The sequence below is a fragment of the Dialister sp. genome (genome assembly GCF_036343215.1).
Lineage (GTDB): Bacteria > Bacillota > Negativicutes > Veillonellales > Dialisteraceae > Dialister.
Genome location: NZ_JAZASU010000035.1, coordinates 1 through 16,817 on the forward strand (window position 1 = coordinate 1; position 16,817 = coordinate 16,817).

Consider the following 16,817-nt stretch of genomic DNA (forward strand, 5'->3'; position numbering starts at 1 on the left):
ATCCAAATTTCCACTAACCATATGTGATTCGCGTCCCCCAACGGGGGAAGCTCCCGCGTAGCGGGTGAAGGGGGCTATCTATCGTTAGAATGCCATCTGACTCCAAAACTCCATGCGTTACGCAATAACGCTCGCATAGAAGTTCCCGGTTTCCAGACTCCCATCAGGGGCTGTAAGTGTTGAAACTTTGAGTTCTCAGCTGTCTTCGAAACTGTAGGTCGTTCGGGAATCGGGACTCGGGAAGGTGGCGGCACACAATTCATATAGTGCCGCCTTTTTATATTTCCCATAATTCCTCGCATAGAAGTTCCCGGTTCCCGGAGCCCATCCGGGGCTCGCATGGAAGTTCTGGGTTCCGAGTGTCCCATCAGGGGCTGGATTCTTTGCAGCTTTGCATTTTCAGCTGTCTTCGAAACTTCGCATCGATCGGGATTCGGGAATTGGGACTCGGGGCGGTGGCGCGGCAACAGCAGAAGGCCGCGCCTTTTTTATATTTGGACCCCCATAAAACTTACCGGTTCCCGGAAATCCCATAAGAAATTCCATTTCCGTCCCCTGGTGGACTGTGAAAGCTGTACGCATATTTTGGTGTTTCTCTTTTGGGCAAGGGAATAATCTCTGATTTCATGATATATTTAATATAAGAAAATGAAACGAAAACCGTTCAGAATTAATTTGCAGGAAAGGACGATGCGCATGCCAATTGATGAGGGAAAACTGAAAACGATACTGGATGTATACAAACAGCATTTTAAAAGCCATGAACAGGATGTAGGCGTCTGGTGGGATAATGAAAATGATAAGTGGAAGGCAGTCAATATTTTTCAGAAAAATTGGAATGTAGACACAGATGATTTTGGGACTATGTTCGATAAAGCCATGCCCAAAGGGTTTAATGATACGAGCTTTAAATTGGATATTTCATCATTTGATCGTCCCTGGAAAGGACTTACATATCTGATTGAAAAAGGTAGAGCAAAGGAAATACAGGCTCAGTTTAAAAATCTTTTTAATGAAAATGATGAGATTGACAAACGCATTGATGATTTTCGAGAAAATGTTAATGCAATGCTGGACGAAGAGAGGAGTAGGGATCCAGAGAAAAATACAAGCGGATTTAACCAGAACCTGCGTGTTATTTCAATGTATCTGATTCTCAGATATCCTGAAAAATATTATGCTTACAAACGTGATCTGTACCAGTACAAAGTAACTGAGATGGTTGATGGAGTAGAAAAAGAAAGTAAAGTAATAATTCCATTAAATCAATTGGTTCAATACTTGGATGCGGGGCCCGATATTAAAAGTAATGGGAATGGAAAAACGTATTTAGATGCTGCTGTTTTTTACGATAAGCTTTGCAAGGGAATCAGTAAAGATGAACAGTTGATTCAAATGGTAAATAATGCCATTAAAAAGAAAAATGAATCCGATCCGGGTATTTACTATGAAGATCCGAAACATCATATGCTTGTTCAGGATATTGGCTACTTTTATGGCACACATGATAAATTGTTTACTAATCAATCGGTTCAGACGCCCCCACCAGGTGGTCTTGGCGGACAGGGACATCATGGTCCGGAGATAGATTCTGATTCCTACGATGAAAATGATTTTGTCCATGACGTTTTTATGGATAAAAAGCAGCTCAAAGCTATTCTTTCTGTCCTGAAACACAAGAATAATATCATCCTCCAGGGCCCGCCCGGTGTGGGAAAGACTTTTGCAGCCAAAAAACTGGCTTATGTAATGATGGGAAAGGAAGATGATTCCCATATCCGGCAGATTCAGTTCCATCAGAGCTATACATATGAAAATTTCATTCGTGGCTATCAGCCAACGGAGGATGGAAAATTCAAACTGGAAGATGGGATTTTCCTCGACCTGTGTAATGACGCTAAAAAGAAGCCAGATGAGAAATATTTCCTGATTATTGACGAAATCAATCGCGGAAATTTGAGCAAGATTTTTGGCGAACTCATGATGTGCATCGAGTCCAAATATAGAAATACAGAAGTAACTTTGGCTTATCGCAGGAAGGGAGAAAAGTCTTTCTTTGTGCCGGATAATGTATATCTCATCGGTACAATGAATACGGCCGATCGCAGTCTGGCCATTATCGATTATGCTCTCCGCCGCAGATTTGCTTTCATTACCATGGAACCGCAACTGGAAAATGAAAAATTTATTGAAAATGTCAAAACCGGCTGGCCTGAAGGTAAGGATCCGCAGCCATTACTCCGCCTGATTGATGCAGTCAACAAACTGAACAAGGAAAAAATCCTGACAGATGATTCCCTGGGAAAAGGTTTCTATATTGGCCACAGCTATTTCGTCAAAGATGAAGATGAAAAGAAAGATATAGATCCGGAAGCATTGGCCAATGAAATTGTAGACTTTGAAATTGCCCCATTGCTTGATGAATACTGGTTTGATGAAACAGGTAAAGCTGAAGCAGAAGTACAAAAATTGAAAAATGGAATTGATGGTACATCATCAACAGAATCTGGACAGGAACAGACAGTTCCGGCGGGGGAAACTGTAACAGGAGACTCAAATGATTGAAGACAAAGGAATTCCTATCAGGAATGTCTTCATCATGCTTGCTTATTCTCTTATGTATGGAAAGGAAAAACAGTGGAATAATCAGAAACTTTCCGATGAAGAATTTGATCATCCCTGGACGATTCTTGCATACCTGATTTACAACATACTGAATAAGCAGCTGAAACGTGGGCTTTATCGGAAATATCGGGAAGAACAGGAGGATATGGCTTCACCCCGCGGACGAATCGATGCCTATGGTTCCATCCGTCTGATGGCCCGTCATCAGCAGAAATTGTCCGTCTATCATGAAGACCTTTCTGAAAACAACCTGCAGAACCAGATTATTAAAACCACAATCTATGAACTCCTGCACACGGGTGATGATCTTGCCAGTATGGAAAAAGCCGAGTTGGATAGCAAAAAAGCAGATCTGAAAAAACTGTTACCCTATTTCTCAGAAGTAGACCTGATCAATCCCTCGGCCATTCCGTGGACAACCATACCGACGGACCGGAACTATAGAGATTATGAGATTCTTATCAATCTCTGCCGGATCGCATTGGAATGTCACATTTTATCCAATGATGGCAGTCGTTACCGCCTTCGTGGATTTACTCCAAAGAATGAGCATAAAATATACGAAGCTTTCCTGCGAAACTATTTCCGACGCCATCATCATCTGGATGCTTTGGCTAAAACGATGCAATGGGTCCATGATGGGGGAGAAACATTACTTTTTGGAAATCATTCACCTGAACATGTACCGGAAATGGAAACGGATATCACCCTGACGAAAAAGATAGGAGCAGAAACCCGCGTCCTTATTATCGATGCCAAATATTATGCACAGATTCTGAACAACCCAAAACGATCCAACGAAGGAGAAGGAATCTATAAAAAGGATAAATTCCGTTCGGGTCATATGTACCAGATTCTTAGTTATGTGAAATCAAAAGAAGCGGAACTTACCAGAGACCGTACCCTTCATAAAGTGGCCGGCCTTCTGATGTATGCAAAAACAAGCAAAGAGGAAATAAAATCCGTATCATGGTCTATTGACGGAAATGAAATAGGGATTATGGCATTGGATTTGTCGAAGGAATTTGTGGAAATAAGAAAAACGTTGGATGATTTGGTGGACAGATATTTTAAATGAAAACGAACCCTCGAGAGAAGCGTGTCTCGAGGGCTTTTTCTTACACCTGAATAGTTGTAATGACTTAATTCATAAATTCTACCCTGGCAAATATGGTAAAATAATATTAAAGTACTCTATCAAGCTAAAGTCATACAGCAGGCCGTGTTTTCACAGAAGACGGGGGCGTCCCTTATGGAATCATTTGATAACAGGACAAAAATTGTTTTTGATGATTTACAAAAGACGATCAAAGAGGGAAGCGTCGTTTCTGTAGCTGCGGCCTGTTTTTCTATGTATGCCTATGAGAAGCTGAAGTCCCAGCTGGACAAGGTGGAGAAGTTTAATTTTATTTATACTTCTCCCACTTTTATTGAGCAGAAAGCACAGAAAGAAGAACGGGAATTTTATATTCATCGTCTCAATCGGGAGAAAAGTCTCTATGGGACGGAGTTTGAAATCCGTCTGCGCAATGAGTTGAAACAGAAATCCATCGGTCGTGAATGCGCGAAGTGGATCAGGGAGAAAGCCTGCTTTAAATCGAATCAGACCAATGAGGGCATCACGAAGCTGATGACGATTAAAGATGGGAAGAATTTATATTGCTACATGCCCTTTGAAGAGTTTACTATGGTAGGCCTTGGCTGTGAGCGTGGCAATAATCTGATGAATGCAGTGGTACGGACGGACAGGGATATCAGTCAGACGTTTCAGATGATGTTTGACTCTGTCTGGAATAATTCCGAAAAGCTGACAGATGTGACGGATTCTATCATCGAAATGATTTCCAGTGTCTATAAGGAGAATCCTGCCCAGCTGATTTATTTCATGACACTTTATAACATTTTCAGTGAATTTCTCGATGATATTTCTGAGGATGTGCTGCCTAATGAAGCCACCGGTTTCAAAGATAGCGAAATCTGGAAGAAACTTTACAATTTCCAGAAAGATGCAGTTCTGGCCATCATCAATAAACTGGAACAGTATAATGGCTGCATTCTGGCCGACAGCGTCGGTCTGGGCAAGACTTTTTCCGCTCTGGCAGTCATTAAGTATTATGAAGGTAGAAATAAAAATGTCCTTGTCCTCTGCCCGAAGAAATTGTCTGATAACTGGATGACCTATCGGAGCAATGTAGTCAATAATCCTCTGAGTAAAGATCGATTCCGTTACGATGTACTGTATCATACCGATTTATCCCGCACTTCAGGAATGTCGGCCTGCAATATCCCCCTGGATCGTATCAACTGGGGCAACTATGATCTTGTGGTGATTGATGAATCCCATAATTTCAGAAATGGCATCGGCACCCATAGTAAACAGGGAGAAAAAGAAAACCGGTACCTTCGCCTCATGAATAAAGTCATTAAACCGGGAGTCAAGACGAAAGTCCTCATGCTTTCTGCTACTCCTGTCAATAACCGGTTCAATGATTTGAAAAATCAGCTGGCCCTGGCCTATGAAGGAGAAGCGGACAATTTAAATAATAAACTGAATATTGATTCTGATATTGATACCATCTTCCGGCGGGCCCAGAGTGTATACAATAATTGGTCCAAACTGCCCGAAAGCCAGCGTACTACGGCCAATCTCCTGAATCAGCTTGATTTTGATTTCTTCGAAATCCTGGACAGCGTAACCATTGCCCGTTCCAGGAAACACATTCAGAAATACTATGATATGGCGGATATCGGTACGTTCCCGAAAAGAAATAAGCCTATCAGCCTGCGCCCGAAATTGACCAACCTTCCCGGTGCCATCAATTACAGGGAAATCTTTGACATGCTGAGCATGCTTCATCTGACCATTTATACACCGATTGCCTTTATTCATCCCAGCAAGATGGACAAGTATCTTTCTGAGGATGAATCGGAAAATATGAAGAAAGGTCGTGAACAGGGCATTCAGCGTCTCATGAGCATCAATCTTCTGAAACGTATGGAAAGCTCTGTCCATTCATTCCTTCTGACGGTACAGAAAGTCTATGATTACCTCCAGGCAACTGACGAAATCATCAAGAAATTTGAAACCGGACAGAATGTGAATCTGGGTACCATGACCGATTATTCGAATACGCCTGACATAGATGACGAAGATGATCAGGAAGAATTATTCACGGTGGGCAAGAAAATCCAGATCGATTTACGGGATATGGACTATATTTCCTGGCAGCGGGAAATCGAAGAAGACCTGGATAACCTGACGCCGATTATTTCCATGGTGAAAGAAATCACACCGGAATACGATTATAAATTGAATGAATTGCTCGACCTGATTCGAAAGAAAGTGGAGCATCCCATCAATTCGGGAAATAAGAAGCTTCTCATCTTTACCGCTTTTGCGGATACTGCGGAATATCTCTATGACCATGTCAGTCGTTTTGCCAAAGAAAAACTTGGCCTGAATACGGCTTTAGTTACAGGAACCATTGAAGGCCGGACGACGATTCCAAATTTCAAGCCTGAAATGAATCACATCCTGACCTGTTTCTCCCCGATTTCAAAGGAAAGAGACCTCACAAGTCCGGGAGATACAAACAATATCGATATTCTCATCGGCACCGACTGTATTTCCGAAGGACAAAACCTGCAGGACTGCGATTATTGTGTAAATTACGATATTCACTGGAATCCGGTCCGCATTATTCAGAGATTCGGACGAATCGACCGTATCGGCAGTAAAAATGCCTGCATCCAGCTGGTCAATTTCTGGCCTGATCTGGACCTGGATGAATACATCAATCTGAAAGCAAGGGTCGAGACGAAAATGAAAATTTCCGTCATGACTTCCACTGGCGATGATGATCCTATCAATCAGGAAGAAAAAGGAGATTTGGAATACCGCCGGGCTCAGCTGAAAAAGCTGCAGGAAGAAGTGGTGGACCTGGAAGATATGTCCTCCAGCATTTCCATCATGGATCTGGGACTCAATGATTTCCGCATGGATCTTCTGGGATACATGAAATCCCATCCGGATATCGACCATGTGCCCCATGGCATTCATACCGTGGTACATGGAGAAAAACCGGGCTGTATCTTTGTCCTGAAAAATGTGAATCCGAAGGTGAATATCAATAAGCAGAACCGCCTGCATCCTTTCTACCTGGTCTATGTGGGTATGGATGGAGAAGTGATCACGAATCATCTCCAGCCGAAAGAAACCCTGGACCTCATGCGGCTCCTGGCGAAAGGAAAGATAGAACCGGATACAGATGCCTGCCGCATTTTCAATAAACAGACTAAAGATGGCAGAAATATGAAAAAAATCTCCCAGCTTCTGGAAGACGGCATCGGTTCCATTATCGATGCGAAAGAAGAGGAAGATATAGACAGTTTATTTACGACCGGGGCTACGACTTTCCTTTCCAAAGGATTCTCCGGACTTGATGATTTCGAACTGATTTGCTTTATGGTGGTGATTCCATGATTTCTTTTCCCGGTACCCTTCGGGTACATAAAAAACTCCCCAAAGAAGCTTTTTACAAGCGTCTGACTCTTACGGCGGCGGCAAAAAAGCGCTTTGTCTCCGATATCGATGAAATATACATGGAATGGGTCCTCAGTAAAGATGGCCTTCATCTGGATCAGAAAGGAACCATAGGGGAAATCGACATCCTTCTGATTACCCTGAAGACAAAAGCCTATGCGCCTTCCGTACCCGAAGCCCTGGCCCGCGGGATTCCCCATAAACTGCTCTTTATCATGAAATATGAAGATGAAGTGCAGCCGGCCATTCATTATGGTCATCTCTATGCGGGTCCCTGGCGGAAAGAAGAAGAAATAGACCTGAAAGCAGAAGGCCTTTCGATTGATGAAATCTGGCAGAACTTCATGAAGCGGATCATCCTCACCGATTTGCCGGAGGAACACCAGGAAGATTCACTGAAAGACAAAGTGGCTCTTCAGAATAAAATCACGGAATTGAAGAAAACCATAGATAAACTGGAAAAGGCTGTATGGAAAGAAGAACAGCCAAAGAAGAAATTTGAAATTTATACCAAGTTGGAAGCAAAGAAAAAAGAACTGGAGGCATTGATTCATGGATAAGCTGAAAATGCATACATCTGATATCGCCGATGAAAACTATAGAAAGCTGGCAGACCTCTTTCCGGATGCTATTACCGAAACTACGGATGAAGACGGAAATATAGTCCGTGCCATCGATGCAGATGTCCTTATGCAGGAAATTAACAGATCCGTTGTCAAAGGAGATCAGCAGCGTTACCAGTTCACCTGGCCCGATAAACGGAAAGCTTTGAACTTGGCCAATACGCCTACCACCAAAACCCTTCGCTTTCTTAAAGAAAAATCCGTCGGCCGGGATGGCACACCAGGTGGGACAGACTCGGAGAATATCTATATTGAAGGGGATAACCTGGATGCACTGAAGTTGCTTCGTGAAACTTATCTTGGTAAGGTAAAGATGATTTATATCGATCCACCATATAATACAGGTACGGATTTTATATATAAGGATGATTTCACTAAAAAAGTTGAAAACTATAAAGAGTCAAGTGGACAATATGCTGATGACGGAAACAGGCTAATTCAGAATATGGAAACGAATGGGCGTTACCATACTGACTGGCTTAACATGATTTATCCGAGATTGAAATTGGCAAAGGATTTTTTGACGGATGATGGAGTAATATTTATTTCAATTGATGAGGGAGAAGCTTCGAATCTTAAGAAAATTTGCGACGAAATTTTTGGTGGACAAAATTTTGTGTCTAATCTAATTTGGCAATCAAGAACATCTATATCCAATGACTTTGAGGTGTCTTTGAATCATAATCAGACTTTAATTTATTCTAAAAACAGATTAGAACTTAAATTTGGCGGAGATCCTATTGATGAATCCGATTACTCTAATCCGGATAATGATCCAAGAGGCCCCTGGAAACTTGTCCCCTTGGATGCTAATCATGCTGGTGGAAATACTGTGTATCCGATTCGGAATCCAAAAACAGGAAAAGATTATTTTCCGCCCAATGGTAGAATTTGGTGCTACAACCAAAAGGACATGATGAAATTAATGGCTGATGGACGCATAAAGTTTGGGCTAACTGATGACTCTTCACCTAAACGCAAACTTTATTTAAATGAACGTCTTGAAAAAGGGGATAAAAAGACGCCCAGTTCATTATTGTTGGATGCAGGCACGACAAAGGATGGAACTGCTGAAATAATGAATCTTTTTGATGGGTTGAAAGTATTTGATTATCCCAAATCAGTAGGATTGCTTGAAAGATTGATTCGTTATGGCGCTCCTTCTGGTGGTATTGTTTTTGATTTCTTTTCAGGTTCTGGGACAACAGCTCAGGCTGTATTGAAACTTTCATCTGAAAATTATCCTGATTTAAAGTATATCCTTGTGCAGCTGCCTGAGAATTTAGATGAATCAGTTAAAAAGGCATCCAGTAAAGCTAAAAAAACTCTTGGAAATGCCATTCAAGTTTTAGACAGTCTGCATAGTCCTCATTTGCTGAGCAATATTTCAGAAGAAAGAATTAAACGTGCAGGCAATGTTATTAAGAATAAGAACAATGCGGATATAGACTATGGGTTCCGGTGCTTTAAAGTCGATTCTTCGAACATGAAGAATGTTTATTATATACCAAGTCAATATGATCAGAGCTTATTTGAGCGTTTGGCCGATAACATTAAAGAGGATAGAACTCCGGAAGATTTGCTTATACAGGTTATGTTAGATTTGGGTATTGAATTGTCTTTTAAAGTAGAAAAAACAAATATTGAAGGCAAAGAAGTCTTCTCAGTAGCCGATGGATATATGTTGGCCTGCTTCGATAAAGATGTTACCGATGAAGTGGTCAAAACGATTGCAGAAAGGCACCCATTCTATGCTGTTTTCCGGGATAACAGTATGGCAACAGACAGTGTGGCTGTAAACTTCGACCAGATTTTCAATACATACAGTCCGAAGACGATCAGAAAGGTACTTTAATAATTTTATCTTGTGAGGATTATGATGGATAAGCTTAAAATGCATTCAGCAGATATAGCTGATGAAAAGTTCAGGAAACTGGCGGCCTTATTTCCTGAAGCAGTTACGGAAACTGTAGATAGTGATGGTAATGTGATTAGGGCAATCGATAAAGATGTACTCATGGAAGAAATCAATCGTACAGTAGTGGATGGCCTTCAGGAACGGTATCAGTTTACCTGGCCGGACAAGAGAAAAGCCCGTAACCTGGCCAATACTCCGACTACAAAGACACTGCGTCTGATCAAAGAAAAATCAGTCGGCCGTGACGGAAAAATTGGGGGGGGTAGACTCGGGGAATATTTATATTGAAGGGGATAACCTCGATGCCTTAAAAATTCTCCGGGAAACCTATCTGGGTAAGGTGAAGATGATCTATATCGATCCACCTTATAATACTGGTCATGATTTTATTTATGAGGATGATTTTTCTCAGAATGCTGATCAATATAATCAATCCAGTGGACAATTGGATGAAAATGGTTATCGTATGTTTGAGAATATAGAAAGTAATGGTCGTATTCATACAGATTGGTTGAATATGATTTATCCTCGACTAAAGATTTGTAAGGATTTTCTTTCTGATGATGGAGCAATATTCATAAGTATAGATGAAAATGAACAGGCTACTTTAAAGAACGTATGTGATGAAATATTTGGAGAAAAGAATTTTGTGGCCGGCATGATATGGAGCGGCGGCAGAAAAAATGATTCGAAATATATTTCTGTATCACATGAGTATATTCTTTGTTATTTTAAGAATATCGATTATATAAAAAAGAATAAGATAATTTGGCGAGAGAAAAAACATGGGCTAGAACCCATCTACAAGGAATATGCATTTTTAAAGAAAACCTATAAAAATGACTATGAAACTATGACCAGAGAGTTACGTAAATGGTATAAACAGCTTCCTGATGAAAGTCCTTCTAAGGAACATGCACATTATAAAAGTATTTATGAGAATGGCATCTATTTTCCTTCTGATATTTCTTGGCCTGGGGGTGGGGGACCGAAATATGAAATCCTTCATCCAGTAACTAAATTACCAGTGAAAATTCCATCTCGTGGATGGATAACCGGTAAGACAACTTTAGAGAAATGGATAGAGGAAGGTAAGGTTGCCTTTGGAGAAGATGAGACTAAAGTGCCAACACTCAAGTCTTATCTTAAAGATAGTGAATATACAGTTCCATATAGTGTCATATATAAAGACGGTCGTGCTGCGTCTAAAAGATTAGCAAATCTTATGGGGGATAAGGTATTTGAAAATCCAAAGGACGAGGAAATTCTTGCTAAAATCATTCAGTTTTGCGGGGTTGAAGATGATGATATAGTTTTCGATTTTTTCTCAGGATCGGGTACAACTGCTCATGCAGTAATGATTTCAAATCTACAGAGAAGCAAACATGTTAAATATATACTTGTTCAAATTCCAGAAATAATAGATCCTTCGAAGGCTAAATCTGAAAAAAGCAAAAAAGTGGCGAAAAATGCTTTATCTTTGCTAAATAGCTTAAATTTACCAAATAATATTTGTTCGATAGCAGAAGAACGTATAAAGCGTGCGGGACAAGCTTTAAGGAGCCAAACTGGTGTAAATACTGATTATGGATTCCGTTGTTTTAAAGTAGATACATCGAACATGAAAAATGTTTATTATATGCCAAGTCAGTATAATCAGAACCTTTTTGAGGAGTTGGCTGATAATATTAAAAATGATCGAACCGCATTAGATTTACTTATACAGGTAATGCTGGATTTAGGGATTGATTTATCTTCGAAAATAGAAAAAATTACTATTTCAGGGAAACAAGTATTTAAGGTTGCAGACAATTATCTCTATGCATGTTTTGATAAAGATATCACAGGCGAAGTGGTTAAGAAAATTGCGGAAAAGCATCCATACTATGCGGTATTCCGCGATTACAGCATGGCAACTGACAGTGTGGCCGTTAATTTTGATCAAATTTTCAATACCTATAGTCCAAAGACGATAAGAAAGGTGTTGTGACATGGCAGATATGAAATTTAAATTTACCATACAGAAGTACCAGACCGATGCGGTGAACAGCGTAGTTCGCGTGTTTACGGGGCAGCCTTTTCATAATGGCCTGAAGTATCGTATGGATATCGGTAAGCAGAAGCCGGATGTCAGTCTTTTTGAGGATGATACGGCTTATGCCAATCGGCCTATTGAGCTCAATGATATCGAACTTCTGGAGAATATCCAGGAAGTGCAGATGGAGAATAATATCCAGCAGTCCGGGACGAAACTGGCAAAGCATCTGGGCCGCTGCTCTCTGGATATTGAGATGGAAACCGGTACAGGCAAGACCTACGTCTATATCAAGACCATGTTTGAACTGAACAAGCATTATGGCTGGAGTAAGTTTATCGTGGTCGTCCCATCTATTGCGATTCGTGAAGGGGTCCGGAAAAGCTTCGAAACCATGCAGGATCACTTCATGGAGCATTATGGGAAAAAGGCCCGTTTCTTTGTCTATAATTCAGGCAATCTGACGGATATCGATAATTTTTCCTCCTCCGCAGACCTTTCCGTCATGATCATCAATGTGCAGGCTTTCAATGCCCGAGGGGAAAAAGCAAGAATTATCCGCTCGGAACAGGATAGTTTCGGCAGCCGCCGTCCAATCGATGTCATTCAGGCAAACCGGCCGATTATCATCCTTGATGAACCGCAGAAAATGGGCGGGGCCAAGACCCAGGAATCACTGAAGGAATTCAATCCGCTTTTCACGCTCAATTACTCCGCTACCCATAAGGAACATCATGATTTGGTCTATGTCCTCGATGCAGTAGACGCTTACCAGATGAAACTGGTCAAGAGAATCGAAGTCAAAGGCTTTGAAATCAAGAATCTTCGCGGGACCGATGGATATATGTTCCTCTCCGGCATCATCCTGGCAAAGGATAAGCCGCCTATGGCCAGGCTTGAGTTTGAAATCAGCTACAATAAGTCCATCAACCGTGAGACCAGAATCGTCGGAGTGGGTGATGACCTGTATGCGCTTTCCAAATTTATGGAACAGTATAAAGGTTATGTCATCAATGAAGTGAATCCTTTTACGAATAAAATCACTTTCACCAATGGTGTAGAAATCAGCGTAGGAGAAGTTCTGGGGGATGTGGCAGAAAAGGATATCCGGCGGATTCAGATCCGTGAGACCATCCGCTCCCATTTCGAAAAGGAAAGAGAACTTTTCAGAAAAGGCATCAAGACGCTTTCCCTTTTCTTTATTGATAAAGTCGAAAACTATCGCAAGTACAATGATGCAGGGGAAGAAGTCAATTCCGAATACGGAAAGATGTTTGAGGAAGAATACAATGGTATTCTTGGCGAAAATTTGACACTGGATCTGAACCCGGAAGACCGTCCTTATCTGAAATATCTGGCCGGTATCGATACCCATGCCACCCATGCAGGCTATTTCAGCATTGATAAGAAAGGCCATAAAGTGGACAGCCATGTGGGACGGGGCAGCGATATTTCCGATGATGAATCGGCCTATGATCTCATTCTGAAAGACAAGGAAAAACTTCTTTCCCTGGATAATCCGGTCCGTTTTATTTTCTCCCATTCTGCCCTTCGGGAAGGCTGGGATAATCCGAATGTCTTCCAAATCTGCACTCTGAAACATGGCGGGGACAGCTCCACCAATAAACGGCAGGAAGTAGGCCGGGGACTAAGAATCTGCGTCAATCAGCAGGGGGACCGTATGGATGAATCCGTATTGGGACCTTCCGTACAGGATGTCAATCTGCTTACCGTTATCGCCAGTGAAGGGTATAAGGATTTCGTTGCTTCCCTCCAGAAGGAAGTTCAGAGTGAACTTTATGAAAGACCGACAAAGATTTCCATCGGCTATTTCACGGACAAGAGATTCGAAGTCGATGGCGAAATCCATGCAATTACCGCAAAGGAAGACAGGGTCATTTATAACTATCTCATAAAGCATGATTATATCGATGATGATGGCAAAGTCACCGATACGTATCGGAATGCGGTACAGAACAAGCAATTTGCCGCATTGCCTGAAGTAGTGAAAGATTTGGCCCCCATAATCCATCCAATGATTCAGCGTGTCTATAACCCTGATGTGGATATTCCAGGTATGATTGGCAATGCCCATCAACCGGTCATTAAAGAAAATAAACTGAACGAGAATTTCTACAGAAAAGAATTCCAGAAACTCTGGAATTATATCAATCACAAGTATACCTATACCGTTGAATTTGACAGCAATGAACTGATCCGTAAAGCAGTGGAATCCATCGATAAGAACCTTTTCGTCTCTCATCTCCAGTACACAGTGACAAAAGGGAAACAGGGAGAAGACTGGTCCACGGATAAAGTCAAAGAAGGGTCCGGCTTCATGGCTGAAAAATCGAAAACCTACCAGGTGGGCGGCATCTCAGGCAGCCAGGTAGAGTATGATCTTATCGGTAAAGTGAGGGAAGGAACCCATCTCACAAGAAAGACAGTGGCGAAGATTCTGGGTCAGATTTCCGCGCCGAAATTCAATCTCTTCAGAGAGAATCCGGAAGAATTCATCGTGAAAGTGTCCCGGCTCATCAATGAACAGAAAGCTACCATGATCGTCAATGACATTACCTATAACGAAACCGACGATACTTACGATTCCGAAATTTTCACTGCTGAGAAAAACAAAGACTTCACCAAAGCCTATCAGGGTAAAAAGAACGTACAGGACTACGTCTTCACCGACGGCTATGCAGAACAGTCCGTAGAAAGGAAATTTGCTGAAAACATGGACCTGGATGAAAAAGTCCTCGTCTATGCAAAACTACCTAGAGGTTTCCAGATTCCCACACCCGTAGGAAATTACGCCCCCGACTGGGCCATCGTTTTTAAAAAAGGAACCGTCAAGCATATTTACTTTGTAGCTGAAACAAAAGGCACCATGGAAAGCCTGAATCTGAAACCCATCGAACAGGCAAAGATCAGCTGCGCAAAGAAACTCTTCAGTAAACTTTCCTCAAAAGATGTGGTTTATCATGAAGTCGATACCTATCAGCATCTCATGGATATCATGAATCAATTGTAAAAGGGAAAATGAAAAAGCTCGGAAGTGCGATGACACTCTCGGGCTTTTTGTTTGGAAAGATCCCTGGCAACTGGCAACTTTAATGGGGGAGAAAGGAAAATATAAAAGGGCGCGCTTCCACTGTTGACGCGCGCCCACCGCCCCGAGTCCCAAGTCCCGATCAATTCGAAGTTGCTGAAAAAAGCTGTTATTTCAAAGTTTAAACACCTTCAGCCCCTGAAGAGAGTCTCGGAACTCGGAACTTCTATGCGAGTAATTATGGGACCGCTGGGAACTGGGAACAGGGAACTTATATGTAACCCATCCTTTTCCGGGCTTTTCATGTGGGTCGAATCACTGGCAGCTTGAATGGAAGAAATATAAAAGGGCGCGCGGCCCGTGCTGATGCGCGCCCACCGCCCCGAGTCCCGTTTCCCGATTCCCGAACGATGCAAAGTTTCGAAGACAACTGTTATTTCAAAGTTTCAAAGAATTCAGTCCCTGGTGGGACCCCCTCGGAACTGGGAACTTCTATGCGAGTAATTATGGGACCTCTGGGAACTGGGAACTGACAGCTTCCATGGGCCAAACACTGACATTTCCTGTCCCATCCATTTGTTACAATACAGTCGGGAAGTGAGTTGCTTCTCCCGGGGAGGGTCTATGGATGACAGAAAGTTTGTAAACGGTCATTGGGGAAGGGATGAGGAAATGTATGACAGGTGGGAGAAGGAATGGGAGGCTCGTATGCGGCTGGCAAACCGGATGGACTTGTGCATGAATGAGGGTTTGACTTTTGATGAAATCAGGCCGCCGCTTCCGGAGAAATATCGGGAAGAATACGACAAGAATAAAAAGTTGCTTGAGGAACTTAAGAAGAAAGATTTTACAAAAGAGGAGCGGTTGATGGGCTTTTTTGAGTTCAAAAAGCTGGTGGAGGAGTATCTGGGGGAGGACTATTACCGTTACACCGATGAGGAAAGGGCGGTTTTCGTGGAGGCCAATCTGTATATTCTGCGAAGGCGGTATCTTCTGGGCCTCCTTGCATACAGGAAAAGCGGAGATATGGATGATATCCATTGGGAATTGGGCCGCACAGTGGAGGATCTGAAGTTCATTATCGATAGATGGTTTCTGGATCATCCGACCTGTAGGGAATAAAATACCTGCCCGCCAGCTGCCTGCCCGGGGAAGGTTGACTATCAGGGAGCCTTTGGCCGCCGGTCGGGACACAGGGAACTTCTATGAAACCAATATAAAAGGCGGGCTTCCTGAATTTTTGCCCGCCACCACCCCGATTCCCGGTATACCGTAATGGTACGCGAAGTAAAGCCTCTCCCATTCAAGTCGAAGTCATAGGCCCTGATGCCCACTCGGAACTCGGAACTTCCATGCGAGTTATTATGGAAGTCTGGCAACCGGAACTTCTATGCGGGCGTTATTGGGTAACGCATGGGAATGCAGAGTCATCCGGCATTCTTACCATATGCAGCCCCCTTCACCCGCTTCGCGGGAGCTTCCCCCGTTGGGGGACGCAAATCGTGTATGGTTAGTGGAAATTTGGATGGAAATGGGTTCGATTTCAAGCGTCAGTCATCCCATCCGTCGACTTCGTCGACACCTTCCCTATCTAGGGAAGGCTTTTCTTTTTACGTAACGCATGGAGTTTTGGAGTCAGATGGCATTCTAACGATAGATAGCCCCCTTCACCCGCTTCGCGGGAGCTTCCCCCGTTGGGGGACGCAAATCGCGTATGGTTAGTGGAAATTTGGATGGAAATGGAATCGATTTCAAGCATCAGTCATCCCATCCGTCGACTTCGTCGACACCTTCCCTATCTAGGGAAGGTTGACCATCTGGCGGCCTTTGGCCGCCGGGCGGGACTCTGGGAACTCGGAACTTATATGTGAGTCCCTGATGTGAGCCAAAATATAAAAAGGGCGCTGCTATACGAATTGTGCAGCGTGAATCTTACCCTTTGTCAAATAATCGGAATTCGAGTTTTTAGAAATGCGGTCAATTTTTATACAGTTGCCCTGGCCTGGGGATTTTATCAGATTTAC

General features: G+C 42.6%; 9 protein-coding genes. All 9 read left to right on the forward strand.

Features of this window, described 5'->3' with window-relative positions; all coding sequences use genetic code 11:
• Nucleotides 1-648: 648 nt before the first annotated feature.
• The 9 genes from VZT47_RS06340 to VZT47_RS06380 all read left to right on the forward strand — a co-directional run bounded on the left by VZT47_RS06340 (nucleotide 649) and on the right by VZT47_RS06380 (nucleotide 15,915).
• Entirely contained in the window at nucleotides 649-2,565 is a 1,917-nt protein-coding gene (locus VZT47_RS06340; RefSeq protein ID WP_330224130.1) for an AAA family ATPase, read from the forward strand.
• Nucleotides 2,558-3,703, forward strand: coding sequence for a 5-methylcytosine restriction system specificity protein McrC (locus tag VZT47_RS06345; RefSeq protein WP_330224131.1), 1,146 nt, complete (start codon nucleotides 2,558-2,560; stop codon nucleotides 3,701-3,703). Before VZT47_RS06340 ends, VZT47_RS06345 begins: the two co-directional genes overlap by 8 nt.
• Nucleotides 3,704-3,877: 174 nt before the next feature.
• A complete protein-coding gene (locus VZT47_RS06350) occupies nucleotides 3,878-7,108 on the forward strand; it encodes a helicase-related protein (RefSeq protein ID WP_330224132.1) in 3,231 nt (1,076 codons plus the stop codon).
• Complete coding sequence (locus tag VZT47_RS06355) at nucleotides 7,105-7,728, forward strand: DUF4391 domain-containing protein (protein ID WP_330224133.1); 624 nt, start codon at nucleotides 7,105-7,107, stop codon at nucleotides 7,726-7,728. Before VZT47_RS06350 ends, VZT47_RS06355 begins: the two co-directional genes overlap by 4 nt.
• Nucleotides 7,721-9,646 (forward strand): site-specific DNA-methyltransferase, encoded by a 1,926-nt coding sequence (locus tag VZT47_RS06360; protein ID WP_330224134.1) that lies wholly within the window; start codon nucleotides 7,721-7,723, stop codon nucleotides 9,644-9,646. The genes VZT47_RS06355 and VZT47_RS06360 overlap by 8 nt, the downstream gene beginning before the upstream one ends.
• Nucleotides 9,647-9,670: 24 nt before the next feature.
• Nucleotides 9,671-9,997 carry a hypothetical protein gene (locus VZT47_RS06365; protein WP_330224135.1) on the forward strand — a complete coding sequence of 109 codons (327 nt, stop codon included), beginning with the start codon at nucleotides 9,671-9,673 and terminating at the stop codon, nucleotides 9,995-9,997.
• A gap of 58 nt (nucleotides 9,998-10,055) precedes the next feature.
• On the forward strand, nucleotides 10,056-11,699 hold the full coding sequence (locus VZT47_RS06370; protein WP_330224136.1) for a site-specific DNA-methyltransferase: 1,644 nt from the start codon (nucleotides 10,056-10,058) through the stop codon (nucleotides 11,697-11,699).
• Nucleotide 11,700: 1 nt separating this feature from the next.
• Entirely contained in the window at nucleotides 11,701-14,775 is a 3,075-nt protein-coding gene (locus VZT47_RS06375; protein ID WP_330224137.1) for a type III restriction-modification system endonuclease, read from the forward strand.
• Between the two features lie 642 nt (nucleotides 14,776-15,417).
• Nucleotides 15,418-15,915, forward strand: a complete 498-nt coding sequence (locus VZT47_RS06380) for a hypothetical protein (protein ID WP_330224138.1) — start codon at nucleotides 15,418-15,420, stop codon at nucleotides 15,913-15,915.
• Nucleotides 15,916-16,817: the final 902 nt, after the last annotated feature.

Excerpts from the sequence above, each read along its gene's own strand:
- VZT47_RS06340 (WP_330224130.1), top strand. The coding sequence starts at position 649 with ATGAAACGAAAACCGTTCAGAATTAATTTGCAGGAAAGGACGATGCGC.
- VZT47_RS06345 (WP_330224131.1), top strand. The coding sequence starts at position 2,558 with ATGATTGAAGACAAAGGAATTCCTATCAGGAATGTCTTCATCATGCTT.
- VZT47_RS06350 (WP_330224132.1), top strand. The coding sequence starts at position 3,878 with ATGGAATCATTTGATAACAGGACAAAAATTGTTTTTGATGATTTACAA.
- VZT47_RS06355 (WP_330224133.1), top strand. The coding sequence starts at position 7,105 with ATGATTTCTTTTCCCGGTACCCTTCGGGTACATAAAAAACTCCCCAAA.
- VZT47_RS06360 (WP_330224134.1), top strand. The coding sequence starts at position 7,721 with ATGGATAAGCTGAAAATGCATACATCTGATATCGCCGATGAAAACTAT.
- VZT47_RS06365 (WP_330224135.1), top strand. The coding sequence starts at position 9,671 with ATGGATAAGCTTAAAATGCATTCAGCAGATATAGCTGATGAAAAGTTC.
- VZT47_RS06370 (WP_330224136.1), top strand. The coding sequence starts at position 10,056 with ATGATCTATATCGATCCACCTTATAATACTGGTCATGATTTTATTTAT.
- VZT47_RS06375 (WP_330224137.1), top strand. The coding sequence starts at position 11,701 with ATGGCAGATATGAAATTTAAATTTACCATACAGAAGTACCAGACCGAT.
- VZT47_RS06380 (WP_330224138.1), top strand. The coding sequence starts at position 15,418 with ATGGATGACAGAAAGTTTGTAAACGGTCATTGGGGAAGGGATGAGGAA.